A 26,092-nucleotide genomic window follows, 5' to 3' on the forward strand; every position below is an offset into this window, starting at 1 on the left:
CTGGAATGACGTTCTGACATGCGGAACAAAGGAGTACCGATGGAGGTCGTGCCCGTACCGCACGCGCGGCTGGGTGAGGGGGCGCGCTGGGACGAGCCGACGGGGACGCTGCTGTGGGTGGACATCCCGGCCGGCCTGGTGCACCGGCTCGACCCGGCCGACGGCTCGCACGAGTCGATCGACGTGGGGCAGCCGGTGGGCGTGGCGGTTCCGCGTGCCTCCGGCGGGCTGGCGCTCGCCGTCAGGGACGGCTTCGCCGTACACGACGGGGCGCTGACGGTCGTCGCGCCCGTGACGGCGGCCGAACGGCCGGGGAACCGGATGAACGACGGCTCGTGCGACCGCGCGGGCCGCTTCTTCGCCGGGACCATGGCCCAGGACGACACCCCCGGCGCGGGCGCGCTCTACCGCCTCGGCCCCGACCGGCGCAGCGAGCGGGTCGTCGACGGCGTCTCGATCTCCAACGGCGTCGCGTGGAGCCCCGACGAACGGCTGCTCTACTACGTCGACACGGTCACCGACCGGGTGGACGTCTTCGACTACGACCCGGAGACCGGCCAGCTCGCGGACCGCCGGATGTTCGCGGTGCTCCCGCAGCCCGACGGCCTCACGGTCGATGCGTCGGGCCACGTGTGGGTGGCGCTGTGGGGCGGCGGCAAGGTGGTCCGCCTGCGGCCCGACGGCCGGCTCGACCTGACGGTCGAGGTGCCCGCCACCAACGTGACGAGCTGCGCCTTCGGCGGCCCCGACCTCGACATCCTGTACGTCACCACCGCGTGGGACGGCAGCACGGGCGGCGAGCTGTGGCGCCGGCGCACCTCGTTCACCGGCCTGCCCGCCAACCCGTACCGCGACCTCAGCCCTTGACCGCGCCGGTCAGCGCCTGGACGAACCGGCGCTGGCCGAACAGGAACACGCCCAGCACCGGCAGCGTGGTCAGCACCGTGCCCGCCATGATCGCCGGCCAGTCGGCCCGATGCTGGCCCTGGAAGGACGTCAATCCCACCTGCACGGTGTAGTTGGCGTCCGAGTTGATCACCACCACCGGCCAGAAAAGATCGTTCCAGGCGGTGATGAACGTGATGACGGCCAGCGCGGCCAGTGCCGGCCTGGCCACCGGGAGCACCACCTTGAAGAACACCGCGAAGCGCGAGCAGCCGTCGATCCGCGCCGCCTCCTCCAGCTCCCTCGGGAACGACTGGAAGAACGAGGTCATCAGGAAGATGCCGACCGCCGAGCTGAGCTGCGGCACGATGAGGGCGCCCAGCGTGTCGGTCAGCCCGACCTTGTTGAAGATCAGGAACGTGGGGATCACCGTGAGCTGGAAGGGGATCAGCGCGGTGGCGATGACCAGGACCAGCGTGACCTTGGAGCCGACGAACCTGATCCTGGCGAACGCGTAGCCCGCCAGGCTGCAGAGCGCGAGCTGGGCCAGCACGATGGCGCCCGACACGATCACGCTGTTGAGGAACCAGCGGGGGAAGTTCGAGCCGTTGAGCACCGTGCGGTAGCCACCCAGGTCGATACCCTCGGGCCAGAACGGTGGCGGGAACCGGTTGAGCTCGCCCTGGGTCATCACCGAGCTGAGGATCATCCAGACGAACGGCAGCACGGTCACCACGGACATCGGCAGCAGCACCAGATGCCACTTGCTGGGCAGACGGAGCTTGTTCACGTCATGACCCCCTTCCTGCGGGCGATCAGGAAGCCGCCGACGATCAGCACGAGGGTGCCGGCGAACAGCACGTACGCCACGGCCGCGCCGTACCCGGCGGTGAAGTAGGTGAAGGCGAGCTGCCAGATGTAGTAGACGATCGTCACGGTCGCGTTGGCCGGTCCGCCCTTGGTCGTGGTCATGACCAGGTCGAAGAACTGCAGCGCGTCGATCACGCCCCAGATCGTGAGGAAAACCGTCATCGGCCGTACGGACGGCACGATGATGTGCCGGAACGTGGTCCACCGGCTCGCCCCGTCGATCGAGGCCGCCTCCAGGATCTCCTTGTTGATCTCCTGGATCGCGGCCAGGTAGATCACCACCGCGAAACCGAACCGGGTCCAGAAGAAGATCAGCGTGAGCACGTACATGGCCTGTGAAGGGCTGCTCAGCAACCCCTGCATCGGCAGCCCGAGCTTGACGAGCAGCCCGTTCATCATCCCGAAGTCGCGGTCGAAGATGTAGCCCATCAGCAGCCCGGCCGAGGTCGCCGAGGCGATGTAGGGCACCAGGAAGCAGGTCCGGTAGAACCCGATCCCGCGTACCTTCCGGTTCAGCAGCACCGCCACGAGCAGGCCCGCGATCAGCGACGCCGGGATGTAGAGCACGACGAGCAGCCCGGTGTTGCGCAGCGCCTGGAAGAAGACGGGGTCCGCGACCAGCGCCCGGTAGTTCGCCAGCCCCACGTTCTGTCCCGGGGACTGCAGGTCGGAGTCGGTGAAGGACAGCGCGAGCGCCCACACCATGGGGATCAGCGAGAAGCCGAGGATGATCAGCGAGGCGGGGCCCGCGAAGGACCAGCCGGCGACGTTGTCGGCGAGCTTGCGGCGGTCACGCGGCTGCCGGTGACCGGTGGCCGTCCGGCTCAGGGCCGGCGCGGTGCTGTTCATGACCCTGGTACGGCGAGCGCCGCGTCGGACTTGGCCGCCGCCTCGTCCAGGGCCGTCTTGGCGTCGGCCTTGCCGAGCAGGGTCTGCGCGATGGCCTCGGCCACGAAGGCGGAAACCCGCGGATATCTGGTCGTCGGCGGCCTGACCCGCTTGGCGTTGGCCAGGTTGGCGGAGATCACGTCTATCCCCGGATATTTCTTGAGATAGTCCTGGTAGCCGGGCAGCTTGGTGATGGACTCGCGGATGGGCAGCGAGCCGGTGTCCTTCATCCATTCGAGCTGCTGGTCGGCCGCGGTCAGCCAGGTCAGGAACGTGGCGGCGGCCTTGACCCGCCGCTCGTCGTGCTTGAACACCACCCAGTTGTCGGGTCCCGAGACCGTCTCGTGGTTGCCGTTCGTGCCGGGGAGCTGGGCGACGCCATAGTCGACCTTGGCGGTCTGCAGGTCGGGCAGCACCCACGGGCCGGACAGGAACATGCCGAGCCGTCCCGACTCGAACAGCTTCTGACCCTTCTCGGCCGGGCTGGAGTCGAGGTAGAGCGACTTGTCGTCGACCGCCATGCCGCGGAGCAGGCCGAGCGCCTGTTGCCCGGCGGCGGAGTTGAAGACGGCCTTCTTGTGGTCGGGGGAGAGCACGTCGCCGCCCGCCTGCCAGATCAGCGGCCACAGGCCCCAGACGGCCTCCTCGCCGCCGCTGATCGCCCAGGTGGTGCCGAAGGTGCCGGACGCGGCGTCGGTGGTCTTCTTGGCGATCGCCCGGAAGTCGTCCCAGGCCCAGTCGGGCTTCGGCGCCTCGACCCCGGCCTTGGCCAGCAGCTTCTTGTTGTACAGGACCACCATGTTGTCGACCACCGCCGGGAAGCCGACGACCTTGCCCTCGACGGTGGCCGCCGCCCGCTCGCTGGACCAGAAGTCCGCCCAGCCGACGGCCGGGTCCTTCGTGTACGCCGTGAGGTCGGCCGTCTTCGGGTTCCTGGCGAGGTTGGGCGCCCAGGAGCCGTAGAGATAGGCGATGTCGGGATAGGCGTCGGACGTGAGCGCGGCGGTGAGCTTGGGCAGCATGCCGTCGGCGGTCGCGGCCCCCGGCTCGATGTTCACCTTGATCTCGGGGTGGCCCTGGTTGAACTGGGCCACCAGCTTCTCGATCGACTTGGCGGCGGCATCCGTCTGGCCGTGCCAGATGGTGAGCTGCACCGGCCCGGTCGCCTGTTCCTCGGCGGCCGACCCGCAGCCGGTCGCGACCAGGGCGACGGCCGCGACGGCGGCCAGGACGTTTCTGTTGATTCCGGCGCGGCCGGCGCCGATGAAGACGATGCGTGCCATGGGGCTCTTTCCCTCCACAGAGCACGGCGGGCATGAGGCCCACTGCGTGCGGTGAGTATAGCCACCTATCCACGATACAGACTAGCATTCCGTTATACGGAATGCGCTGATGGGGCGGCTTGCTCGGCGTTGTATGCCTTTTATGCGGAATTCTCGATGTCGAGACAAGATTGACAAGATGCGATCTTGCCCGATTTCCTTGATGTCGGAATAACATTCCGCTATTCGGAATAGAAGGTGAGTGTATGGGCAACATGCGATCGCTCTTCACCCGGTCCGCTGTGGCCGCGGCCCTGGTCATCGCCCCGGTGATGGCCTTCGGCGCCGCCGCGTCGGCCGACGCCTCAGCCACCGCCTCCGGGACCGCCGCACGCGCGGCGGTCTGGCAGCCGCCGCTGCAGAGCCGCTGGCAGTACCAGCTCCAGGGCAACTCCGCGTACCCCTCGACCGGCGGCGTCAACGTCGACATCTGCCAGGTCCCGCAGAGCGGCGGCGCCTGCGTGAAGCCGACCGTGTTCGACATCGACCTCTACGCGGACGCCGACGTGGTGGGCAACAACTCCATGCTCAACACCGGCGCCGTCACCGCCATCCACGCGAAGGGCGCCAAGGCGATCTGCTACGTCGACGCCGGGTCGATCGAGGACTTCCGGCCCGACTACCAGACGTTCGTCGACTGGGACAACGCCCACGGCAACTCCCTGCTGGGCAAGCCGTTCAGCGACGAATTCCCGAACGAGCGCTGGGCCAACATCAACAACGACCAGGGCCAGCGCGACTTCCTGCTGACGATGATGGCGGCCCGGGTCGACAAGTGCGTCCAGGCCGGGTTCGACGGCGTCGAGTTCGACGTGGTGAACGCCCACGAAGAAGGCAAGTCGGTCACCGGCTGGACGGTCACGCCGGCCACCCAGCTCATTTTCAACCGCGCGCTGGCCGCCATCGGTCATGCCAAGGGCCTGTCGGTGGCGCTGAAGAACGACCTCAGCCAGGTGTCCGACCTGGTGGGCGACTTCGACTACGCGGTCAACGAGCAGTGTTTCGAGTTCGACGAGTGCGGGGAGCTGACCCCGTTCATCCAGGCGGGCAAGCCGGTGTTCCAGGTGGAGTACCTGACCTCGCCGTCCAAGTTCTGCAGTAAGGCGGCAACACTCAACGTCAACGCCATCAAGAAGGCGACCGACTACTCCCTCAAGGATCTGCCCTACAAGCCCTGTAGGTAGCAAGCCGCGGTGGCCCTGCCCGCGCGGGGCCACCGCTTCACGCCACCGGGTTGGCCAGCGTGCCGATGCCCTCGACGCCCACCTCGACGGTGTCGCCGGGGTTGAGCGAGCGCCTCGGGTCCATGAACTCGCCGCAGCCCCACGGCGTGCCGGTCAGCACGACGTCGCCCGGATCGAGGGTGAAGGCGCGCGAGCAGTAGGCGAGCAACTCGGCGATGCCGAAGAGCATCTCGGCGGTGCTGGAGTCCTGGACGGTCTCGCCGTTGACGGTGGTCCACAGCCGCAGCGACTGCGGGTCGTCGAGCTCGTCGGGCGTCACGATGGCCGGGCCCAGCGGGCAGAAGGTGTCCAGGCTCTTGCCACGGGTCCACTGCCCGTCGGCGAACTGCAGGTCGCGCGCGGAGACGTCGTTGGCGACGGTGTAACCGGCCACGCCCGCCAGCGCCTCTCCCGGGCTCGCGCGGCGCAGCGGCGTCCCGATGACGGCGGCCAGCTCGACTTCCCAGTCCACCCGCTCGGTCAGGTCGCCGTCGATGACGATCGGCTCGCCGGGGCCGATCACGCTGGACGGGAACTTCGCGAACATCAGCGGCCGCGCCGGCTTGTCCGTGCCGGCCTCGCGGATGTGGTCGAGGTAGTTGAGCCCGATCGCCACGATCTTGCCGGGCCGCACCGGCGCGTCGGCAACCGCGTCGGGCAGTGGCCGGGCCGCGGAACCGGCCAGCCGCCGCATCTCATCGGGCCCCTCGGCCAGCACCGCCCGCATCGAGGTGCCGGGTGGGACGTCGAGGGCGTACCAGAGCTCATCGCGCTGCACCGCGGCGAACCGGGTCTCGCCGACCCGTGCCGTGCCGAGTCTCATGTCTGCTCCATTCTGCTATACGGAATGCTATTCCGAATTACTGAAAGGACATCAGCAACCCTGAGCACGTGTCAAGAGTCCTTTGGAACATTCCAGGCCTTCAGCTCGGCGTCGGCTGATTTTCCGAATGGCAGAACGCCCCTGCGTATGGCGGAACCAGTGCTACCTTCGGAGCGGAGTGGCGACAGAGGAGGGCATCATGCGCGGACTGGCCGGGAAGCGGGTGCTGATCAGTGGTGGCAGCAGCGGCATCGGCGCCGCCACCGCCCGCAGATTCCTGGAGGAAGGCGCCCGGGTCGTGCTCGGCGGCCTGAGCGAAGCCGAAGTGGACCAGGCGGTGGCCGACCTCGCGCCGCTCGGCGAGGTGAGCGGGCTGGCGGGTGACGTCAGTTCGGCGGACGACGTCACCCGGCTGGTGGACGGCGCGATCGCGACGATGGGCGGCATCGACGTCCTGATCAACAACGCTGGCATCGCGTGGCGCGAGCCGTTCCTGGAGATCACGCCCGATCACTGGGACCGGATCGTCTCGGTGAACCTGCGGGGGATGTTCCTGGTCGCCCAGGCCGTGGCCAGGCATCTGGTGGAGCGCGGCTCCGGCGGGGTGATCCTCAACATGTCGTCCACGAACGGGCTCGGCGGAGAGGCCGATTACGCGCATTACAACGCGTCCAAAGGCGGCGTGCTTCTGCTTTCCAAGACAATGGCCGTGGAGCTCGGAAAACACGGGATCCGGGTTAATTCCCTTTGTCCTGGATATATCAAGACTCCATTGAATTCTGCGATCTCGTCCGGACTGGCCGACGATTTCGTGTCGGCGTACGAGCGCGACCACATCCCGCTCGGCCGGGCCGGGCTGGCCGAGGAGGTCGCGGCCGGATACGCCTTCCTGGCCTCGGATGACGCGTCCTTCATCCACGGCACCGAGCTGGTCATCGACGGCGGGCAACTCGCCATCATGTGAGGCATTTTCTCGGCAATCGCCGCCAATTAAACCGCATGGACTTTCCCGCTGATCCGCGATCTCATATCCCCGCTGGTATCACCGAGCGGGGAGAGGTCAATGCGGAGAATATTGGGAATTACCGCGGCTTTCGCGGTCACGATCGGCCTTGCCGCCGTGCCCGCAGCCACGGCGGCGAGCGCCCCACCGCGGGCCGTGGAGATCACCCGCTTCCTCGGCGAGCAGCGGCTGCCGCACAAGATGCCCTACGCCGGCACCACGGTCGGCGGCCTGTCCGGCATTGACCGCGACCCGCGCACCGGCACCTGGTACCTGATCTCCGACGACCGTGGCCGCTACGGCCCGGCCCGCTTCTACACCGGGCGTCTCGACATCGACCCTTGGACCGGCGCCTTCACCGGGGTGCACCTCACCTCGGCCAACACCCTCCTGCGCCCCGACGGGAGCACCTACCCCCCGTACGGCAAGCCCGAGTCCGCCGACCCCGAGTCCATCCGCTACGACCCGTGGACCCGGCGGCTGCTGTGGGGCGACGAAGGCGACCGGCCGGACGCCGGTCACCCGGACATCCCGCTGTCCGGCCTGTACGTCCACCGGGCCAACACCCAGGGGCGGCAGACCGACGACCTGCCGATGCCCGCCAACCTACGCATGACCGGCACGGACAACGGCCCCAGGCGTAACTTCGGCATCGAGGGCCTGGCCGTCACCCCCCGCGCGATCACGGCCATGACCGAGGGCCCGCGGTTCGAGGACGGGGAGCCGCCGACCGTCGAGCACGGCGCGGAGGCCCGCCTCACCGTGTGGGACCGTTTCGGCGGCTCGCCGCGCGCCCAGTACGTCTACCGCGTCGACCCGCTGCCCACCGCCCCCATCCCGCCGACCGGGCACACCGACAGCGGGGTCTCGGAGATCCTCGCGATCGACGACCATCGGTTCCTGGCGCTGGAACGCTCCTGGCTCGAAGGCGTCGGCTACCGGGTGAAGCTGTACGAGATCGACCTGAGCGGTGCCACGAACGTGCTGGACAGGGACAGCCTGTTCACCGGCGATCCCTACCGCGCGGTGTCCAAGCACCTGGTCGCCGACCTCGACGAGGTCCGGACGCCGGTACAGAACCTGGAGAGCCTCGCCTGGGGACCGCGGCTGCGCACCGGCGAGTGCACGCTGGTGATCGGGTCCGACGACAACTTCGACACCGAGGAGACGACACAGTTCTTGGCCTTCGCCACCCGGACCTGCTGACACTTCGCAAAACAATGAAGCGGCAAGGGAGTCCTGGTCACCCCAACTAGCCTGGCGTTTCATGACGTACGGTCCACAACAGCCACAATTCCCGCCACAGCCGTTCAACGTCCCCTATCCCCAGCAGCAGCCTCCCGCCTTCGCGCCGCCTCCCGTGGTGATCGACGTAGGCGGGGACGCCAAGGTGAAGGCGCTGATCGGCGGCTCCGTGGCGGGGGTCATCGGGCTCTTCACGATCGTGTCGACGCTGACCGGCCAGGTGACGGGCGGCGGCGGGGCCACCGTCGTCGCCGGGCTGTTCGGGCTGCTCTTCCTGGCCATCGGCGCCCTGCCGATCATCACGTGGCGCAAGCTCAGCCGCCCCCGCAAGCTGGTCTTCGACGGCTACGGCGTCCGCTGGGACGATCCGCAGGGCAAGCCGTGGTCCGCGCCGTGGGCCGAGCTGGCGGGGGTGGGCATCTCGCGCACCCAGCAGCGCCGCGTCAAGCTCGCCGACTACATCATGCGCAAGGTCATGGTGCGCCTGGACCTCTTCCCGGCCGACCCCGGGTTCCGCGCCCGCCACCCGGAGCTGGAGCACCTGTGGGAGTTCCACACGGTCAAGAACGGCTACCGGCTCCCGCTCGGCTCCAACCCCAAGTACATCCCGGTCATCGAGCAGGCGATGCGGCAGTATCGTCCCGCGGCGTACCTGGGCATCCGCGACGAGGGTTTCATGGTCGGCCTGGTCTAGAGGCCGCCCCTCAGCGCGGGCGGGAGAGGCGGTGGGCGGCCAGGAGGAGAGAGAGCAGGCCGACCGCGGCGGTGACGGTGAGCTCCATGAGGACGGGCGAGTGAACGGCGGCAGGCTCCTGCGGCGCGAGGTAGGGGGCGATGGTCCGCCGGAGCAGGTCGACCACGTAGGTGAGCGGGTTGGCCACCATGAGCGCGGTCAGCCAGCCGGGCAGGCCCCCCATCGGGAACAGCGCGCCCGACAGGAACGTCATCGGCGTCAGCGTGCACCCCATGACCGCGTGGAAGGTCGGCGCCGGGGCGATGACCACGGCCAGCAGGGTGACGAACGCGGTCATGGCGAACGCGAGCAGCGCCATCTCGGCGACCAGCCGGATCATCAGCTCGGGCGCGTACGGGATGTGCGCCGGCCCCGCCAGGCCAAGGACGAGCACACCCTGGAAGGTGGCGACCGTGGAGCCGCCCGCGCACCGACCGGCCAGCAGACTCACCCGGTGGACCGGCGCGACCAGCATCTCTCTGAGGAAACCGGCCTCGCGGTCGACCGCGATGGAGGCGCCGATGGCGATCGCGGGCGCCTGGACGGTCATCATCAGCACACCGGGAAACAGGTAGGTGAGATAGCCGCCGCGGATCGGCAGCATGGCGGCGAACCCGGTGCCGAGCACCAGCAGGTAGACGACCGGCTGGGCCAGCGCCATGAGCAGGCGGGCCGGGTTGCGGACGGAGTGGAGCAGCTCCCGCCGCCACACCACATGGGCGGCCCGCGCCTCCCACAGGAGCCGGTGCAGGACACGTGACGAGATGGTGAGGCCGGCGCTCGCGGTCACGGCGACACCTCCGAACGCGCCGCGCCGTCCAAGGTCCGGCCGGTGTAGCGCAGGAACACCTCGTCCAGGCTGGGCCGGCGTACCTCGATCGAGTGCACGGGCACCCGGAGCACGGTGCACACCCAGGGGATGGCGGTGGCCGCGTCGGTCACCTGGACGTACAGGCCGTCCGGCCCCCACGCGCTGGCCAGGCCCAGGTAATCGGAGAGCGTGGCGGCCGCGGCCTGGTCGTCGCCGGTGCGCAGGTGGATGCGGTCCGTGCCGATCAGCCGTTTGAGCGCGGCCGGCGAGTCGTCGGCGACCACGCGGCCCCGGTCGACCATGGCGATGTGGTCGCAGCTCTCGGCCTCCTCCAGGTAGTGGGTGGTGAGGAAGACGGTGATGGACCGGCGGTGGCGCAGCTCGCGCAGGTGCTCCCAGATCTCCGCGCGGGCCTGTGGATTGAGGCCCACCGTGGGCTCGTCGAGGAACAGCACCCCCGGCTCGTGCAGCAGCCCGCGGGCGATCTCCAGGAGGCGTCTCATGCTGTCGGACAGCTTGCGGGCCGGCGAGTCGCCGAGGCCGGTCAGTCCCACGAGGTCCGCGGCCTCGGCCACCCGGCGGCGCGCGTCGTGCTTGCCCAGGCCGTACAGCGTGGCGTGGAAGGCCAGATACTCGCGGACGGTCAGGTCCGTGTCGACGGTCGGCTCCTGGAAGACCAGCCCGATGCGGCGGCGTACCTCTTTCGGGTCGTCGCGTACGTCGATGCCCGCGACGAGCGCCCGGCCGCCGCTGGGGCGCAGCAGCGTGCAGAGCATCGAGATCGTGGTGGACTTGCCCGCCCCGTTGGGTCCGAGAAAGCCGAACATCTCGCCGGCCTCGATGTTCAGGCTGATCCCGCACACCGCGCGCATGCCCTGGTAGGACTTGCGCAGTGAGCGGGTGTGGATCGTCCCCGGCCTCATGGCGCGGTGGTCGGGGCCGCGACGGTCATGATCGGCCGGTAGTAGCCGGCCGGGTAGGGCTCGCCGACCGGCTGCCCGTTCACCTGCACCCAGGCGTGCGCGCGGAACGGCTCGACGCGCACCCCCGCGCACCAGGTGGGCCAGGTGCCCCGCAGCCGGCACAGGATGGCCGTCGCCAGCGAGCGCTGCAGGCAGGCGGGCCCGGCGCAGCGCGCGCTCACCGCCACCACGTCGTCCCTGGCGGCCAGGGCCTGCGCGGCCGTCGCGGCGACGGCGCCGCGCCGGATCACCTGCAGCACGCACCGGATCCGGTACGGCGTGAGCGCGGCCAGCGCCCGGGCCGCGGCGACGGCAAGCAGCGCCGCGGGGGTCCGGACGAGCGGCGGCCAGGCGCGTTCCTCGGCTGTCATTGGGTGGCTCATGACATCACCAGTCCCGCTCGGCGCAGGGCCGCCAGCAGGTCGGCGACATCGCGGTCCGCCTGCTCGGCGGAGAGCCCCTGGTGGTCGCCGGTCAGCCTCTTGGCCACCTCGCCCGGAGCTGCGCCGCAGAGCAGGGCGCGCAGAACCAGCGTGGCGGTGGCGTTGAGCTGCCAGTAGCGGCCGGTGCGCTCGTCGAGCAGCACCATGCCGTCGATGGAGTGCGCGGCGGACACGTCGCCGCGCAGGCTGAAGGGCATCACGAATCTCCCGTGGTCATGGCCGGCATCCAAAGGGGGGTCAGTGAGCGCAGCCATATCTCGCAGGCCAGCGTCTGCGACAGGGGGCCCATGACATGCGGGAGCGGGTGCACGCCGAGCAGGGCGGCACGGAGGGCGCCGGGGTCGATCAGACCGAGCCGGCCGAGCTCCGACGCGTCGAACAGCTCCAGCACGCCGTCACGATGGCGCCGCCATCCGGCGTAGAAGTCGGCGCTGTATTCGCCCTTGGTCGGGCGCTCCAGCAGCTCGTACGGCACGATGCCGGCCATCGACGCCGCCAGCAGCGGCTTGCAGCGGCCGAGGCCGGCGCGCTGGTCCAGCCGCACCGACAGCGCGGCCTCGATCACGGCGTCATCCAGGTAGGGCGCGGCGTACGGGAGCCCCAGCCGGGAGGTGGCCTGGTCGATCTGACGCAGCCCGGCCCCGCCGGCCCGCGCGTAGAGCAGGGCCTGGTGCTGGGCGCGCCGCGGCGACAGCGGCGCAGGCTGCCCGGCGGCGATCCCGGCCAGCACGTCGCGGGCCGCGTTGACGGCGCCGGGAGTGGCCCAGGGCGGCATGCGCAGCGGTGGTCCCCATGCCATCGAGTGCGGGTCCGGGGCCGCGGGCGCGGCGCGCAGCTCGGCGGCGCAGCGGCCCAGCCAGGCCGGGTGGCCGGTGCGATCGGCTGTCGCCCGCAGCATCCGCCACCAGGAGGTCCGCCACCGGGCCCGGCGGGCGCGCAGGTGCGCGGGCGCGCTGAACGGGCGCTCTCTGACCAGGTCGTGGAGGTAGGGCGGAAGGGGGGAGAACAGCTCGTCGCCGCCGACCCCCATCAGGTGCAGCCGGGAGCCGGCGGTGCCCAGCCGCCAGGCCAGGTCGGCCAGCCGTGCCGTGTCGCGGACCCAGCCCGACGGCTCCTCCATCGCCGGCTGGGACTCGGTCAGGCCGGCGAACCACAGCGGGAGCTCGTCGTTGCCGATGACGAGGTGCGTGGCCGCGGACAGGGCGGTGGCCGCGCGGAAGGCCCAGGCCGGGTCGTCGTTGCCCGGGTCCATGCCCTCGCAGTGCACGGTGATCAGGCTTGCCGGGCCGCGGGCGGCTAGGAAGCAGAGACTGGTGGAGTCGAGTCCGCCGGACAGGTCGGCGCTGATCGTGCCGCCGTCCGCGGTGCAGGTGTCCACGGCGCCGGTCAGCGCCGCGCGGAGAGCGGTCGCCCCCTCGGCCAGGGGCAGGGTTGGTTCGGGGGGATACCACCAGGTGCGGACGCGGGTCGTGCCGTCGGGTTCGATCAGCAGGGTCCGGTCGGGGGGCAGGCAGGTGACGTCGCGCCACACGCCGAGGTCCTGCAACGGGGCGACCACCCCGCTCGGGAGCAGCCGCGTGGCCAGCACCTGCTCGTTGATCCGTCCGCCGGTCGCCCAGGCGAGCACGTCGGAGCGGCTGGCGGCCACCGTCACACCGCGTACGCGGGCGTGGAAGATCCGCCGCACGGCCGAGGCGGTGCCGCGCACCGCCGTCCTGCCGTCGATCGAGGCGGTCAGGTGGAAGCTGCCCGCCAGCCCCGCGACGACCTGTTCGATCCGCTCGATGTCGGAGATCCGATCCAGCCGCAGCGCCAGGTCGGTGGCGGTGACCGGACAGCGCCCGAGCACCGCCACCCGCGCCGCTCCCACGGCCGCCAGACGGAGCTGGTGGCCGGGCCAGTCGCCGATCAACCACGGCCGCCCGGAGGCGTGCTCGATCACCTGACCGGCCCTGGGGAGCAGAACTCCTGCCGCGGCAAGACCTGCTTCACCGTCGGGCAGCACGGCGAACCACATCTCGCCTGGCACTGTCGCTCCCGCCCGTCAGCCGGAGAACCACTGAAACGGATGGGGGGACCAGTCGATGACGAAGCCCGACGGGTGACCGCACGTGAGATCGGCGAAATCGCCGACCTCAACCAGGGCGGGCGGCTCGTACGCCGCTGGTGCGTGCATGACCCTTCTCCTCTCAGAGATGATGGCCGGACACGACCTGTCTACCTATCCGCCATCGTCACTGACAGTAGCTATTTGGTTACTAGTAGCGATGACCATGGTCACGGTTTCTGTGCCGCCCCGCTACTGGTCGCAGCGGATTGGGGACGGGCACGCAGCGCATCTCGCCGCCGTCGGCGCCGAGCCAGCGCAGCAGCAGGTTGGCCTTGGCGGGCACGTGGGAGGCCGCCAGCAGGGCGCGGATCCGCACATGGTCTCCCGCGTAGCCGGCCAGCAGATCTCTGGCCCGCGCCCACAGCTCCCCGCCGAGGCCCACGTGGCGCTCCTCGATCGCCCCGGCGATCTCCCACAGATTGTTGGTCACCAGGCAGGAGACCAGCCGCTCCCAGCCGTAGGCGGCGCTGACGCCCGGGACTTCGGGGTGCCGGTCGGTGACCAGCTTGACGCCCTCGTGGTCGCGGAAGATCGCCTGTGCCGGGGTTCCGGTGGCGTCCACGCCGACGAGCACGTTCTGCAGGTGGCACTCCAGGACCAGGCCGTGGCGCAGGTACGCGTGCAGGACCGGTGGTACGACGTGCTCGAGGTAGCGCTGCCACCAGGTGAGGGCGCGGTCCTCGTCGAGGCCGTCGAGCGGGTTGCCGGGGAAGCCTTCGCCGATCCCCGCCGCCAGCAGTGCCGTCAGGCCGGGCCGCAGGTGCGCGCCCAGGCCGTCGCGTACGATCACCGCCAGCGCCTCGCCGCCGTCGCCGAGGTCCACGGTGCGGTAACCCCGGTCGGACAGCACGGACGGTCTCGGCAGGTGCGCGGGCAGGTCGTCGAAGACCGCGCGCAGCAGGCCGTCGATCGTGGTCAGCCGGCGCAGGTCGTGGGACCACAGGCGGCGGACGTCGTTGGTGATCCGGACGTCGAGGCTGAACTTGCAGAACAGGTCCGCGTCCGGCAGGTACACCGTGCGCAGCGACGAGGTCGGCACGGCCACGATGCTCTCGCCCAGATACCGCAGCCGCCCGTCGCGCAGGGCGGGCGGTCCGCCCAGTAGCTCCAGTTGCCAGGGGTGGGCGGGCAGCAGGAGGCCGCCATCGGGTGGCGGCGGGCCGAGCCCGTCCAGCGCTGTGGGGTCGCCCTCCTGCAGTACGGCCTCGGGCGGCACGCCGAGCAGGGTCAGCGGGAAGCGGGCGCGGGCCTCGGGCGCGTAGGGGAGCCAGGAGTCCGGGCCGAGCCCGCCACGGGCCTTGGGCGCCGGGTGGTAGCGGTGCCCCGCCACCAGGGCCTGCTCGGACCGCAGGAACAGCTCGATGGGCGAGGTCCGGGCGGCCGGGAACCGGGCGGACAGCAGGGTGGCGACGACGTCCCTGCTGTGGCGGATCTCGCCGGCGAGGGTGCCGTTGGAGACACCGGTGTACGCGGTCAGCTCCTCGGCGGTCAGTGCCACCAGGGGGTCCAGGGACAGGGGGAGCCAGCCGCCGGCCGTGTACAGGGCGGGGTGCCCGGGGTAGCGTCCAGCGCGTACCCGCAGCAGGTGGCCGGTCGTCGGCAAGCGGTAGAGCCGGTGGCCGTCGTCCTGGCCGCTTTCGGGCCTGGCCACCTCGCGGACGAGGCAGTTGAGGAGAGCTGTCACCGTGAGAGCGTCGGCGCGGTCGCCGTCCGGGCCGGACCGTAGGGTCGCCTGCGCCGCGTCCGGTCCCTCGGGATGGCGTGTCATCGCAGGCCCCCTCACCACTCGTATCGGCGACCATACACGGGGTAACTACCCGTTATGAGTATTGATTTGGAGGATCCCCCTCAAGGTCGGGCAGAAGCCGAATTTGCCGCAGAGCTCGCGCGAATCCGGCCCGGCCTGGCCGCCGCCTACGCCGAGGCGCTGCCTGGGGCGCGATCCACCGTGCTCGGGCTGCTCTGGCGGGGGCTGCTGTACGAGCCGGTGCCCGGGCTGGTCGGTCGGGAGTCCGCGCTCGGGCGGATCCGGTTGTCCGACGGGCGGCTGCTCACCGGGCCTCGCCGGTCGCCGTACGACCTGGAGGTGGGCGAGGACGCGGCGGTGCTGCTGGACGGGCGGGTGTACACGCGGCCGGGCGAGCTGGTGGCAGCGCTCGGCCTGCCCGGGGCGGCGCGCTTCGGCGCCGACCTGGAGCGCAGCGTCGCCTCACTGGCCCTCGCCCGCGCCGGAGCAGGGACGGGAGCAGGGACGGGAGCAGGGACGGGAGCGGGGACGGGGCTGGATGAGCGGTCGCTGGAGTGGTTCGAGCAGAGTGTGGTGGACGGGCATCCATACCATCCGTGCTGCCGTAACCGGCCCGGCGTGTCGGTGGCGGAGCAGTTGGCGTACATGCCCGAGCACCGCCCCGTGGTCGACCTGGACCTGATAGCGGTGCCGGTGTCGCGGTGCGTGGTGGTCGGGTCGTGGCCCGACTGGCTGCGCGACATCGACCGGCTGCTGCTGCCCGCCCACCCGTGGCAGAGCAGGCATGTGCTGCGCGAGCTCGGGTTGCGGCCGCTCGTGGCGGGTGGGATCCCGGCCCGGCCGCTGATCTGCGTACGCACGCTCGCGCCCGTCGGCGGCGGGCCGCATCTCAAGACGGCGTTCTCCACGCGGATGACGTCCAACGTGCGCGACATCTCGCCGGGCTCGATATGGGACAGCGCGCCGCTCTCGGCCATGCTGGTGGACCTGGCGCGGCGGCTGGACGGAGGGCTGCGGATCACCCGCAACCTGGCCGCGGCCTGCGCGGTGGTGAACGGCGAGCCGAGCGCCGACCTGGCGGTCCTGCTGCGCGAGTCGCCGTCGGAGTACGCGGGCGCGGGGGAGACCGTGGTCCCGGTGGCGGCCCTCATCGTCCGGCCCCCGAACGGTGGTCCGCCCCTGATCGGCGGCCTGCCGACAGGCGGTCAGCCGGGTGCACGACCGCCGCGTGCCGCCGGGCTGGGGTGGCTGGCGGAGTTCGCGCGGCTGGCGTGGGGGGCGGGGCTGCGGCTGCTGGCGTACGGCGTGACGTTGGAGGCGCACGGGCAGAACCTGCTGGTCGTCCTGGACCGCCGCGGCCGCCCGCTACGCCTGGTCTACCGGGACCTGGCCGACATCAGGGTCAGCCCCGCGCGCCTGCGCCGTAACGGCCTGACGCCGCCGCCGCTGAGCCCGCGGCTCATCACCGACGATCCGGGCGAACTACACGCCAAGCTGTTCGGCTCGCTCGTCGGCACCACGTTCAGCAGCCTCGTCTCCGCCCTCGGTCAGGGCGACCGGGAGGTGGAGGCGCGGCTGTGGGCGGCGGTGGCGGCGGCGGCCGTCCAGGTGTTCGACGACCTGCCCGCCACCGGCGACACCCGCGCCGACCGGGCGGCGCTGTTCGGCACGGAGCTCCCCGTCAAGGCGCACACGGTGATGCAGCTCGACGGCGGCCCCGCGGGCGACCGCTGGGCCCGGTTCCCCAACCCGCTGTCACAAACCTGACCCATCACACGTCGAACGCCACCGGCACCCGGGCTCCGGTGCGGGCCGATTCCAGGGCCGCCGCCACCATGGCCAGGCTTCGGATGTTGTCGTGGCACTCTCCCTGCGGAGCCTGCCCGGTACGCAGCCCGGTCAGGAACTCCTCCAGCCCCTCAGCCAGCCCGCTGAACCGGCGCCGCCCCGGGTATCGGTCCGGCTCCGGCGGGTGCCGGCGTGCCTCGTGCCCCTTGACCGTCTCCACCGTCGGCCGGCCCTCGCCGTCCCAGCGTGCCGTGCCGTGCGCTCCGGCGGCCCGCCAGCTTCCGGTCCAGGACGTCGCCTGGCCGGGCGCGGACCAGCTCCCCGTGAACGTGTAGCGCAGCCCGCCGGTCATCTCGAAGATCGCCGTGGCGGAGCAGGCGCCGGAATACCAGGTCCACGGCGGCCGGAACGACTCGCAGTAGGCGCTCACCGGATCGGCCCCCGACACCGCGCGGGCCGCGTCGAACAGGTGGATGGCCATGTCCTGTAACAGGGGATGCTCCAGCGCGGACAGGAACGGAGGCCCCTCGTACGGCATGAAGAACTCCGAGGTCAGCAGCCCGAGCGGCCCGAGCTCGGCCACCGTCCGGCGGAAGGCCACCAGGTTCGGCAGGAAGCGGCGGTTCTGGTTGACCGCGAACAGCCGCCGCGCCCGGTCCGCCGCGCTCACCATAGTGCGCGCCTCGTCCAGCGTGATCGACATCGGCTTCTCGCTGAGCACCGACACCCCGCGCTCCAGGGCGGTGACGGTCACCTCGCGATGCGCCTCGGGGACGGTGCAGTTGACGATGAAGTCGGGCTCCTCGCCGTCGAGTACGGCGGTGAGCGAGGCACTGACGGGCAGCCCGTCCAGGCCGAGGGTCGCGGCGGCGGCGCGGGCGCGCTCCTCGGCCACGTCCACCCAGCCCACCAGTTCGGTGCCGGGATGGGCCAGCAGCTCCGGCGCCCACTGGCCGCCGATGAACCCGGCGCCGACCACCACGGCCCGCAGCGGACGGTCCTCGTCGAGAGTGATGAAGGTCATGCGGCTCCTACCAGGTGATGGGGGTGTGCGCGTTCCGCAGGGGGTCGCCGACGCCGGACGGGGGTGCGGCCCACAGCACCGCGTTGGCCAGCACGCGCCGTACGTCAGGGTGGTGGTAGACCGGGTGCCCCTGGTCGCCGGGGCTGAAGTAGAAGATCCGGCCCAGGCCACGGCGGTAGCAGCAGCCGCTGCGGAACACCTCGCCGCCGCTGAAATTGCTGATGAAGACCAGCTCGTCGGGCTCGGGGATGCCGAACGGCTCGCCGTACGTCTCCTGCTCGCCGATGACCAGCGGGCGCGGCACGCCCTCGGCGATGGGGTGGCCGGGGGTGACCGTCCAGACCAGTTCGCGCTCGGCCGCGTCGCGCCAAGTGAGCGAGCAGGTGGTGCCCATCAGCTTGCGGAAGATCTTCGAGTAGTGGCCCGAGTGCAGCACCAGCAGGCCCATCCCGCCGAGCACGCGCTGATGCACCCGCTCCACTACCTCATCGGACACCTCCTCGTGGGCCATGTGCCCCCACCAGGTGAGCACGTCGGTCTCGGCGAGGTCCTTCTCCGACAGCCCGTGCTCGGGGTCCTCCAGGATCGCGGTGCGCACCCGTACGCGGTCGCCGAGCCGCTCGGTCAGGCCGGCGGCGATCGCGCCGTGAATGCCGTCCGGGTAGCGCAGGCGTACGTCCTCCTCGCGTGGCTCGTGGTAGTTCTCGCTCCAGACCGTGACCTTGACCGGCATCCGCTTGCCTCCCCGAGGGGCCGTGTGGCCCTCTGACGTCGTCGACTCGCTGTCGCACCTGGTTCTCGCCGCTCTCGCGGGCGTTGAAGCCACTGTCAGGTAGGCCAGTCCTTCGGCTGCGCTTTGTGGCCTTTTTAGTGAAAATAGAAGACTATTTCAGTGAAATTACGTCGATCCGGGGCGGTGGTCAATGCTCTACATTGAGGGGCGATGAGACGGGAACTGGGCCGCGCCACCCTCAAGGAGGTGGCCGAGCGCGCCGGGGTGTCCATCGGCACGGCGTCCGCTGTCTTCTCCGGCAAGTCCTGGGTGTCCCCGGACACCGGATCCGCGGTACGGCAGGCGGCCGAGGAGCTCGGCTACCGGCCGCGGGCGCGCCGGGCCGCCGCGGAGAGCGGCATGATCGGGTTCGTGTCCTGGGCGACCGACATGTTCTCGCCGGCCAACCCCTACTACGGCCCCGTCCTGTTCGGCGCCCAGCAGGCGTGCGCGGAGCTCGGGATGTCCATGACGTACGAGGTGGTCCAGCCGGACGCTGACCGGCTGCCGCTCTGCGTCGAGCGCGGCCAGGTCGCCGGGCTGCTGATGCTGAGCCTCGCGCCCGACCGCGCATACCTGCGCCGGATCCTCGATGCGGGCGTCCCCTGCGTGCTGCTCGAACACGCCGTCGAGGAGCTGCCCGTCGACCACGTACGCCACGACGACGAGACCGGCGGCTACCTCGCCACCCGCCACCTGCTGGAGCTCGGGCACACCGGCCCGCCGCCCGCCGTCATCACCGCGGACGACCGGATCGTCCCCGCGGCCCGGCGGCTGGCCGGATACCGCCGGGCGCTCGCCGAGCACGGCCTGCGTCCGGACCCCGCCTACATCCGGCGCGGCGACTTCAGCTTCGAGACGGGTTACGAGCAGATGGCCGCCCTGCTCGCGTTACCGGTGCCGCCGACGGCGGTGTTCTGCGCCAACGACGAGTCGGCGCTGGGCGCGCTCGACGCGATGCGCGACCGCGGCCTCCGGGTGCCGCACGACATCAGCGTGGTCGGGTACGACGACGTGGCCATGGCCGCGCGCGCCGCGCCGCCGCTCACCACGATCGCGGCCGACAAGGAACTCCTGGGCGCGCAGGCGGTCTGGCACCTCGCGCAGCGCGTCCGGCGGCCCGGCATGACGAGCAGGGACACGCAGATCGCCGTCGAGCTGGTCCGGCGGCAGTCCACCGCGCCGCCGCCGGCCCGCTGAGGCCGGGCGACCGCTTCCGCGCGGGGGTCAGGAGGGTTGCCCATACCAGTCGATGCCGTGGCGACGCAGCCACTCGACGTCGCGCTCCTGGACCTCCGGGTTGACCTTCCCGGTAGGCATGTGGGCGCCGCCCCTGCCGCCGAAGTGGGTGGCGAGCTCATCGCCGACGTCGAGGACGACCTTCTCGTAGTCGGGCTGCCAGCGCATCAGCGTTCGCCTGCCGCATTCCGGGCACAACCATTCTTCGGTCCCTGAGTCGGAGACCCCGACCATGACCATCTCGTGCGTCGCAGTCACCGCGCACTCCTTGTCTTCACCGAGCGTTTACCCGGTGATTCGTCCTGTATTCGAAGCCCGCCGGACATAACTTCGTGGCGATTTCAAGGAGTGGATCCAGGTAAACTCCGCCGACTGGCGAATGGTCACGCCGATCGCTGCGTCAGCCGATAACGCGACGGCGGGATCCCGTAGCGGTCGACGAACGCCTGCCGCAGTGTCTCGGCCGTGCCGAAGCCGCAGCGGGCGGCCACACCGGCCATGGGCAGGGAGGTCGAGGCCAGCAGGTGGGCGGCCGCCTCCGTGCGGGCCTGCCGGACGTACCGGCCGGGGGTCTGCCCCAGGTTCTTGAGGAACAGCCGGGTCAGGTGCCGCTCGCTCACGCCGGCGCCGGCCGCGAGCGTGGCGGTGGCCAGGTCGGCGTCCAGATGGCCGGTGACGTAGTCGGCCACCTGCCTGACCAGGCTGTCGGTGTACGGCGGCGCGACGGTGAAGATGCTCATCTGCGCCTGGTTGCCGGGCCGTTGCAGATAGGTCACCAGGCTGCGGGCCACCTTCCTGGCGAGCTCGGCGCCGCTGTCCTCCTCGATGAAGGCCAGCATGAGGTCGAGGGCGCTGGTGACGCCGGCCGCCGTGCGGACGTTCCCGTCGCGGATGAAGATGGGGCCGGGATCGAACGTGACCGCGGGGTACCTCTTGGACAGGTCGTACGCCCACTCCCAGTGCGTGGTCACGCGCCGGCCGTCCAGGAGGCCCGCCGCGGCCAGGACGCCGGCTCCCGTGCACACCGACGAGACGCGGCGGCTCTCGCGCGCGAGGCGGCGGACGTGCGCCAGGATCAGCCGGTTCTCCGCCGCGTCCAGGTGGCCGATGCCACCGGTGACGACGATCGTGTCGAGGGGTCCGGTGACGCGTTCGAGGACCTCCTGGCCCTGCACGATCAGGCCGGTGCCGCAGGTGATGGGGTGGCCGCCGGGCGTGGCCAGCCGGACTTCGTAGAGGGGGAGGCCGGCGTGGTCGTTCGCCGTCTCCAGGGTGCTGGTGACGCAGGCGATGTCGAGCAGCGACGCCGCCTCATAGCCGATGACGACCATCCGCCGTACGGTCATGGCCAGACCCTACGTCGGACGGACCGGCATCCCAAGATTCCAGACCTACTGATTTCCCTCCTTTGCCGGTGGAGGCGGAGGAACGGCACAGTTGCCACATGACGCAGAGATCATGGGGCCGCTTCGCCGGGCACTACGTGGAAATGGTCATCGCGATGTTCGTCGGGATGTTCGCGCTCGGCTTCCTGCTGGACGCCGTCGGGATCAGTCCGTCGTACGAGCGGGATCCCGAGCTCGCCTACCTGCTCATGGCCTTCGACATGTCCGTCGGCATGGCCGCCTGGATGCGCTTCCGAGGGCACGGCTGGGCCGCCACGCTGGAGATGTGCGCCGCCATGTTCGTCCCGGTCGTGCCGCTGTTCCCGCTGCTGTGGATGGGGGTCATCGACGGGATGGGGCTGATGATGGCCGCGCACGTGGCGATGTTCCCGCTCATGCTGCTGGCGATGCTGCGGCGGCGCGACGAGTACACCCACGCCCACGCCCACTGAACCGGCTGGCGTTTTGAGCAAGCGTTTGGTTTGATCACGGTATGGACGACCGCGAGATCGCCGACCGCCTCCAGATCGCCGACGTGCTGGCCCAGTACGCCCGCGCCGTCGACTCGGGCGACTGGGACCTGCTCGACGAGGTGTTCACCCCTGACGCGGTGATCGACTACACCACGGCGGGCGGCATCCGCGGCACGCGGGCCGAGATCAAGACCTGGCTCGCCGACGTCCTGTCCGGCTGGCCAGGCCGGCTGCACCTGATCGGCGCCACCGGGATCGTCTTCGAGTCCGGCGAGGCCCGGGTGAGCGCGGCGTTCGCCGACACCCTCGCCCCCTCGCGCGAGCTGGTCTCCGCGGACAGCAAGGGGCTGATCCAGGGCGGTGGCTGGTACCACCACCGGATGGTGCGCACCGCCGACGGCTGGCGGAGCCGCGAGCTCGTGGAGGAGCAGTCCTGGCGCACCATCCGCTGAAACGGCCCCGGCGGTCGCTCAACGCGTGTTGATCAGCATGGCGCCGGTGCTGCCGCGGGGGGTCAGCCTGGCCGCCTGGTCCTCGAACGGGGGCACGCTCTCGCCCTCGATCAGGGCCAGCAGCCGCTGGGCGGCGTGCGCGCCGTACGCCGGGATGTCCCGGGTGAGCGCGGTGAGCGGCGGGCGGACGACCTGGGACAGCGGGGAGTCGTCCCAGGCGACGATCGACAGGTCGCGCGGCACGTCGAGCCGCATCTCCTGGGCGACGGACAGGCCCGCCACCGCCATGATGTCGTTGTCGTAGACGATCGCGGTGGGCCGGTCCGCCGAGCTGAGCAGCCGCCTGGTCGCCCTGGCGCCCTCCTCGCCGGTGTAGTCGGTGTGCACGGTCACGTGTTCGGCCGCGCCCGCGCACGACTCCGCGAACGCCTGGTCGCGCACCGCCGTGTGGACCAGCTTGGACAGTCCGGCGACCCGGGCGATGCGGCGGTGCCCGAGCGCGATGAGATAGGCGATGGTCTCGCGGATCGCCTCGCCGTCGTCGGACCAGACCGCGGGCAGCGAGCCCGACGCGGCGGGGTGGCCGATCACCACGACCGGCAGACCCAGTTGCTCCATGGCGGGCACCCGGGCATCGGAGTAACGCAGGTCGACGAGGAAGGCGCCGTCCGTGCGACGCTCGCCCCACCAGCGCCGGTACACCTCTATCTCCTGCTGGTGGTCGGTGACGACCTGGAGCATCAGGGCGTACGAGCGGTCCGCCAGCACGCTCTCGATGCCGCTGATGAGCTCCATGAAGAACGGCTCGACGCCCAGGAAGCGCGCGGGACGGCACAGCGCGAGCCCCACGGTGTGGGCCCTGGCGCCGTTCAGCGCGCGGGCGGCGCTGTTGGGCTGCCAGCCGATCTCCTCGGCGATGGCGACGATCCGCGCGCGAGTCGCCTCCGACACCCCCGGCTGCCCGTTGAGCGCGTAGGAGACGGCCACTTTGGAGACTCCCGCACGGCTGGCGATGTCGGCGATCGTCGGTCGCTTCACGAGGCCTCCTTGTGAACCGGTTATCTGCCCACACTCTAGGACACGCACACCGTATGACCGGCAGCGATTTCCCAGGGTCGGAGCTGCGGTCAGAACGACTTATCCGGTTCAGGAAAAGTTGTCGTCCGGCGGAGGCATAGCGGGACAGGCCGCATGGCGTCTGAGGGGTGATATCAACCCCTTGGAGGTGGTCGTGGACGCCGTGGACGAGCAAGGCTTCCGCGAGTTCGTCTCTGCGCGCTCTCCCGCCCTGATGCGGCTCGGCTTCCTGCTCACCGGTGGTGACCAGCACGGGGCCGAGGATCTGGTGCAGAGCGCGCTGGCGAAGCTGGCGGTGAAATGGCAGCGGGTCGACGCGCCCGAGGCGTACGCCAGGCAGATCATGTACCGCCAGCAGGTGAGCTGGTGGCGCGCGGCCGGTCGGCGCGGCGAGGTGGTCCAGGCGACCCCGCCCGACCTGCCGGGAGCGGACCGCACGCATCAGAGCGAGCTGCGCATGGTGCTGCGCGGCGCGCTGGCCAAGCTCACCGCGAAGCAGCGCGCGGTGCTCGTGCTCCGCTACTTCGAGGACCTGCCCGACCACGCGGTCGCCCGCGAGCTCGGCTGTTCGGTCGGCACGGTCAGAAGCACCACGCACCGATCGCTCGCCCGGCTCCGGCTGATCGCCCCCGAGTTGGCCATGGAACTGGAGGCCGCCACATGACCCGACTGCTGCGCGACACCCTGGAGGAGTGGGCCTCGGAGGCCCGGGTCCCGCACGACCTGGCGGACCGGGCGCTACGGAGGCGTGCCTGGCTGCCCATCGGCGCGAGTGTGCTGGCGGCCGGGCTGGCGGCGGCCGTCGCGGTGTTCGTCACCGGGCTGCACAGCGAGAACACAACGGTACGGCCCGCGACGGGGGTGAGCGTCCCGGTCAGGCCGACGGCGACCTCGACCGAGTTGCAGGCCGACCCCGACAACGCGCCCCCGAAGAAGCTGGTTGCGGCCGGGAACGTCGCCGTCTCCGCGTACTGGACCACCAAGGTCGAGGAGCTGCCCGACAAGTGGGAGCGATTCCGCCGGACCTGGTCGCTCTACGATCCGCGCACCGGAGGCTACGAGCAGACCTCGTGGGCCTGGGCCGACGTGGCGCCGGGACTCCAGCTCGCCGCGGTGGTCGAGGGCGACCTGATCGGCAAGCGGGTGGGCATCCTCGACATGAACACCCGGCAGGTCCTGGCCTGGATCAGCCTGGAGCACGCCGTCGGGTCGGTCGTCTGGTCGCCTGACGGCACCAAGATCCTGGCCACGGCCTATTCCGCGTATCCGGACGAGCAGGAGAAGCTGGGGATCGGGGGCGGACATCTGCGCGCCAGCCCGCGGACCGGCTACTACATCATCGACGTCGCCACGGGTGAAGCCCACTACCACGCGCTCGCGCCGATAAGCGACGACGCGTCGCCGAGCAACATCAACGCACGTCAGGATCTCGGCTGGAGCCTGGACGGGTCGATGCTCTGGGAGCCCACCGACACCATGCCGGACCGGCTGTGGCTCGATCTCGACGGTAAGCGGCGTGAGGCGCCCACCGGTGATCAGTACGTCGACTACACGGGCAGGTCGAAGGTCTCGCCCGACGGCAAGCTGCTTCTCGGCGGCGACGGCCTGCCGACCAGCATCACCAACCGGTTCGGGGTGGTCGTCGGCAGGCAGAAGGTGCTCCGGCTCCTCGCCTGGGCCGACGACGACAACGTGGTCGCGCTCGGCTGCGCGGGGAAGTGCGGGAACGAGTTCGACAACGGCCTTGTGCTGGTCAGCGTCGACGGCTCGCGGATGACTCAGCTCACCGCCACCCGTGACAGGGGCAACGAGGAATGGAACTGGGTCCTCACACCCAGGAACTGACGTGACGATCAGGACGTCGTGAAATCCTCGACGTTCTCCTTGGTCGCGACCTTCACCGGCACGGCCACGGTCTTGTCGATCTCCTCACCCTTGGCGGCCCTGACCGCGGCGGCCACCGCCTGCTGGCCGATCATCGCGGGCTGCTGGGCGACGGTGGCGTTCAGCGTGCCCGCCTGGACCGCCTTCAGGCCGTCAGGGGTGCCGTCGAAGCCGACGATCTTGACCTCCTTGCCGGCCTTGGCGCCCAGGGCCTTGATCGCGCCCAGGGCCATCTCGTCGTTCTCGGCGAACACGCCGTTGATGCCGGGGTGTGACTGGAGCAGGTTCGTCATGACGTCGAGGCCCTTGGTCCGGTCGAAGTCGGCCGGCTGCTGGGCCACGACCTGGATGTTCGGGAACGCCTTGATCCCCTCGGTGAAGCCCTGACCGCGGTCGCGCGCGGCGGACGTGCCGGCCACGCCCTGCAGCACGACGACCTGGCCCTTCTCGCCGAGTTGCTTGGCCAGTTCCTCAGCCCCCAGCTTGCCGCCCGTCACGTTGTCGGAGGCCACGGTCTGCGTCACCTCGGCCCCGTTGACGCCGCGGTCAGCCGCGATGACCGGGATGTTGGACCGCTGCGCCGCCTTGACCGCGGGCGCCGCCGCGTCGGAGTCGACCGGGTTCAGGATGATCACCTTCATGGCCTGGCTGGCGAAGTTCTGGACCTGGTTCACCTGCTGGGAGGCGTCGTTCTGGGCGTCGGTGACGGTGAGCGTGGCGCCGAGCTTCTGGGCCTCGGCCTGCGCGCCGTCACGGAGCTGGACGAAGTACGGGTTGTTCAGCGTCGACACCGACATGCCGATCTTGATGTTGGCCGCCGCCGACGGGGCGGCGGAGCTGGTGGAGCCTGGCTGGCCGGACGAGCCGCAGGCGGTGAGGCCGAGTGCGAGAGCGGCGCCGGCTATGACGATTGCGGGAATCCGCATGATCTAT

Annotated in this window: 28 protein-coding genes; 11 read left to right on the forward strand and 17 right to left on the reverse strand. The window is 70.7% G+C overall.

Going from position 1 to position 26,092, the window contains the following annotated elements:
• The first annotated feature begins 39 nt into the window (after positions 1 to 39).
• Positions 40 to 867: an SMP-30/gluconolactonase/LRE family protein gene (locus ACGFNP_RS50330; RefSeq protein WP_358320305.1), complete on the forward strand. Its 828-nt coding sequence runs from the start codon at positions 40 to 42 to the stop codon at positions 865 to 867.
• On the opposite strand, the gene ACGFNP_RS50335 is transcribed toward ACGFNP_RS50330, so the two are convergent.
• Genes ACGFNP_RS50335 through ACGFNP_RS50345 form a run of 3 tightly spaced genes read right to left on the reverse strand, consistent with a single transcriptional unit; the run spans position 857 to position 3,926 of the window.
• Entirely contained in the window at positions 857 to 1,675 is an 819-nt protein-coding gene (locus ACGFNP_RS50335; protein ID WP_358320302.1) for a carbohydrate ABC transporter permease, read from the reverse strand. The two genes, ACGFNP_RS50330 and ACGFNP_RS50335, sit on opposite strands and share 11 nt — an antisense overlap.
• Positions 1,672 to 2,604, reverse strand: a complete 933-nt coding sequence (locus ACGFNP_RS50340; RefSeq protein ID WP_358320299.1) for a sugar ABC transporter permease — start codon at positions 2,602 to 2,604, stop codon at positions 1,672 to 1,674. The genes ACGFNP_RS50335 and ACGFNP_RS50340 overlap by 4 nt, the downstream gene beginning before the upstream one ends.
• On the reverse strand, positions 2,601 to 3,926 hold the full coding sequence (locus ACGFNP_RS50345) for an ABC transporter substrate-binding protein (protein WP_393330423.1): 1,326 nt from the start codon (positions 3,924 to 3,926) through the stop codon (positions 2,601 to 2,603). The genes ACGFNP_RS50340 and ACGFNP_RS50345 overlap by 4 nt, the downstream gene beginning before the upstream one ends.
• Before the next feature lie 245 nt (positions 3,927 to 4,171).
• Between ACGFNP_RS50345 and ACGFNP_RS50350 the strand changes: the two genes are divergently transcribed.
• Positions 4,172 to 5,149 carry an endo alpha-1,4 polygalactosaminidase gene (locus ACGFNP_RS50350; protein WP_393330426.1) on the forward strand — a complete coding sequence of 326 codons (978 nt, stop codon included), beginning with the start codon at positions 4,172 to 4,174 and terminating at the stop codon, positions 5,147 to 5,149.
• Positions 5,150 to 5,186: 37 nt separating this feature from the next.
• Here ACGFNP_RS50350 and ACGFNP_RS50355 read toward each other — a convergent pair whose 3' ends face one another.
• Positions 5,187 to 6,011, reverse strand: coding sequence for a fumarylacetoacetate hydrolase family protein (locus tag ACGFNP_RS50355; RefSeq protein ID WP_393330429.1), 825 nt, complete (start codon positions 6,009 to 6,011; stop codon positions 5,187 to 5,189).
• A gap of 199 nt (positions 6,012 to 6,210) precedes the next feature.
• On the opposite strand from ACGFNP_RS50355, the gene ACGFNP_RS50360 reads away from it, so the two are divergent.
• The 3 genes from ACGFNP_RS50360 (at position 6,211) to ACGFNP_RS50370 (ending at position 8,953) form a co-directional block, all read left to right on the forward strand.
• Positions 6,211 to 6,975, forward strand: a complete 765-nt coding sequence (locus ACGFNP_RS50360) for an SDR family NAD(P)-dependent oxidoreductase (RefSeq protein WP_393330431.1) — start codon at positions 6,211 to 6,213, stop codon at positions 6,973 to 6,975.
• Between the two features lie 99 nt (positions 6,976 to 7,074).
• Entirely contained in the window at positions 7,075 to 8,220 is a 1,146-nt protein-coding gene (locus ACGFNP_RS50365; RefSeq protein WP_393330433.1) for an esterase-like activity of phytase family protein, read from the forward strand.
• A 61-nt stretch (positions 8,221 to 8,281) separates the two neighbouring features.
• Entirely contained in the window at positions 8,282 to 8,953 is a 672-nt protein-coding gene (locus tag ACGFNP_RS50370) for a hypothetical protein (protein ID WP_393330436.1), read from the forward strand.
• 10 nt (positions 8,954 to 8,963) lie between these two features.
• Here ACGFNP_RS50370 and ACGFNP_RS50375 read toward each other — a convergent pair whose 3' ends face one another.
• From ACGFNP_RS50375 to ACGFNP_RS50405, 7 genes are all read right to left on the reverse strand, one after another.
• Positions 8,964 to 9,782, reverse strand: a complete 819-nt coding sequence (locus ACGFNP_RS50375) for an ABC transporter permease (protein WP_358320280.1) — start codon at positions 9,780 to 9,782, stop codon at positions 8,964 to 8,966.
• A complete protein-coding gene (locus tag ACGFNP_RS50380; protein ID WP_358320277.1) occupies positions 9,779 to 10,726 on the reverse strand; it encodes an ABC transporter ATP-binding protein in 948 nt (315 codons plus the stop codon). Before ACGFNP_RS50380 ends, ACGFNP_RS50375 begins: the two co-directional genes overlap by 4 nt.
• Positions 10,723 to 11,148, reverse strand: coding sequence for a lasso peptide biosynthesis B2 protein (locus ACGFNP_RS50385; RefSeq protein WP_393330440.1), 426 nt, complete (start codon positions 11,146 to 11,148; stop codon positions 10,723 to 10,725). The genes ACGFNP_RS50380 and ACGFNP_RS50385 overlap by 4 nt, the downstream gene beginning before the upstream one ends.
• Positions 11,145 to 11,405, reverse strand: coding sequence for a lasso peptide biosynthesis PqqD family chaperone (locus ACGFNP_RS50390; protein ID WP_358320271.1), 261 nt, complete (start codon positions 11,403 to 11,405; stop codon positions 11,145 to 11,147). The genes ACGFNP_RS50385 and ACGFNP_RS50390 overlap by 4 nt, the downstream gene beginning before the upstream one ends.
• On the reverse strand, positions 11,405 to 13,237 hold the full coding sequence (locus ACGFNP_RS50395; RefSeq protein WP_393330443.1) for an asparagine synthase-related protein: 1,833 nt from the start codon (positions 13,235 to 13,237) through the stop codon (positions 11,405 to 11,407). Before ACGFNP_RS50395 ends, ACGFNP_RS50390 begins: the two co-directional genes overlap by 1 nt.
• Positions 13,238 to 13,252: 15 nt before the next feature.
• Positions 13,253 to 13,384 (reverse strand): lasso RiPP family leader peptide-containing protein, encoded by a 132-nt coding sequence (locus ACGFNP_RS50400; protein WP_358320265.1) that lies wholly within the window; start codon positions 13,382 to 13,384, stop codon positions 13,253 to 13,255.
• An 82-nt stretch (positions 13,385 to 13,466) separates the two neighbouring features.
• Positions 13,467 to 15,086, reverse strand: coding sequence for an IucA/IucC family protein (locus tag ACGFNP_RS50405; RefSeq protein WP_393330447.1), 1,620 nt, complete (start codon positions 15,084 to 15,086; stop codon positions 13,467 to 13,469).
• A gap of 54 nt (positions 15,087 to 15,140) precedes the next feature.
• Between ACGFNP_RS50405 and ACGFNP_RS50410 the strand changes: the two genes are divergently transcribed.
• A complete protein-coding gene (locus ACGFNP_RS50410; protein WP_393330450.1) occupies positions 15,141 to 16,832 on the forward strand; it encodes an IucA/IucC family protein in 1,692 nt (563 codons plus the stop codon).
• A gap of 4 nt (positions 16,833 to 16,836) precedes the next feature.
• Here ACGFNP_RS50410 and ACGFNP_RS50415 read toward each other — a convergent pair whose 3' ends face one another.
• Together ACGFNP_RS50415 and ACGFNP_RS50420 are read right to left on the reverse strand one after the other, a co-directional pair.
• On the reverse strand, positions 16,837 to 17,877 hold the full coding sequence (locus ACGFNP_RS50415) for a Gfo/Idh/MocA family protein (protein ID WP_393330453.1): 1,041 nt from the start codon (positions 17,875 to 17,877) through the stop codon (positions 16,837 to 16,839).
• 7 nt (positions 17,878 to 17,884) lie between these two features.
• A complete protein-coding gene (locus ACGFNP_RS50420) occupies positions 17,885 to 18,610 on the reverse strand; it encodes a ThuA domain-containing protein (protein ID WP_358320255.1) in 726 nt (241 codons plus the stop codon).
• A 210-nt stretch (positions 18,611 to 18,820) separates the two neighbouring features.
• On the opposite strand from ACGFNP_RS50420, the gene ACGFNP_RS50425 reads away from it, so the two are divergent.
• The gene (locus ACGFNP_RS50425; protein WP_393330457.1) at positions 18,821 to 19,849 is read left to right on the forward strand and encodes a LacI family DNA-binding transcriptional regulator; all 1,029 of its coding nucleotides are present in this window, start codon (positions 18,821 to 18,823) and stop codon (positions 19,847 to 19,849) included.
• Between the two features lie 27 nt (positions 19,850 to 19,876).
• Here the strand turns inward: ACGFNP_RS50425 and ACGFNP_RS50430 are convergent, their stop codons facing one another.
• The gene (locus tag ACGFNP_RS50430) at positions 19,877 to 20,146 is read right to left on the reverse strand and encodes a hypothetical protein (RefSeq protein WP_358320249.1); all 270 of its coding nucleotides are present in this window, start codon (positions 20,144 to 20,146) and stop codon (positions 19,877 to 19,879) included.
• Positions 20,147 to 20,271: 125 nt separating this feature from the next.
• Positions 20,272 to 21,234 (reverse strand): helix-turn-helix domain-containing protein, encoded by a 963-nt coding sequence (locus tag ACGFNP_RS50435; RefSeq protein WP_358320245.1) that lies wholly within the window; start codon positions 21,232 to 21,234, stop codon positions 20,272 to 20,274.
• A 98-nt stretch (positions 21,235 to 21,332) separates the two neighbouring features.
• Between ACGFNP_RS50435 and ACGFNP_RS50440 the strand changes: the two genes are divergently transcribed.
• Together ACGFNP_RS50440 and ACGFNP_RS50445 are read left to right on the forward strand one after the other, a co-directional pair.
• Positions 21,333 to 21,725: a hypothetical protein gene (locus tag ACGFNP_RS50440; protein WP_358320242.1), complete on the forward strand. Its 393-nt coding sequence runs from the start codon at positions 21,333 to 21,335 to the stop codon at positions 21,723 to 21,725.
• 41 nt (positions 21,726 to 21,766) lie between these two features.
• Positions 21,767 to 22,198, forward strand: a complete 432-nt coding sequence (locus ACGFNP_RS50445) for a nuclear transport factor 2 family protein (RefSeq protein ID WP_393330462.1) — start codon at positions 21,767 to 21,769, stop codon at positions 22,196 to 22,198.
• A gap of 18 nt (positions 22,199 to 22,216) precedes the next feature.
• Here the strand turns inward: ACGFNP_RS50445 and ACGFNP_RS50450 are convergent, their stop codons facing one another.
• Positions 22,217 to 23,236, reverse strand: a complete 1,020-nt coding sequence (locus tag ACGFNP_RS50450; protein ID WP_393330465.1) for a LacI family DNA-binding transcriptional regulator — start codon at positions 23,234 to 23,236, stop codon at positions 22,217 to 22,219.
• A 193-nt stretch (positions 23,237 to 23,429) separates the two neighbouring features.
• On the opposite strand from ACGFNP_RS50450, the gene ACGFNP_RS50455 reads away from it, so the two are divergent.
• Complete coding sequence (locus ACGFNP_RS50455) at positions 23,430 to 23,939, forward strand: SigE family RNA polymerase sigma factor (protein WP_358320235.1); 510 nt, start codon at positions 23,430 to 23,432, stop codon at positions 23,937 to 23,939.
• Positions 23,936 to 25,120 (forward strand): hypothetical protein, encoded by a 1,185-nt coding sequence (locus ACGFNP_RS50460; protein ID WP_358320233.1) that lies wholly within the window; start codon positions 23,936 to 23,938, stop codon positions 25,118 to 25,120. Before ACGFNP_RS50455 ends, ACGFNP_RS50460 begins: the two co-directional genes overlap by 4 nt.
• Before the next feature lie 8 nt (positions 25,121 to 25,128).
• Here ACGFNP_RS50460 and ACGFNP_RS50465 read toward each other — a convergent pair whose 3' ends face one another.
• A complete protein-coding gene (locus tag ACGFNP_RS50465) occupies positions 25,129 to 26,085 on the reverse strand; it encodes a substrate-binding domain-containing protein (protein ID WP_393330468.1) in 957 nt (318 codons plus the stop codon).
• Positions 26,086 to 26,092 lie beyond the last annotated feature (7 nt).

This window comes from Nonomuraea sp. NPDC049269 (genome assembly GCF_043197155.1).
Lineage (GTDB): Bacteria > Actinomycetota > Actinomycetes > Streptosporangiales > Streptosporangiaceae > Nonomuraea.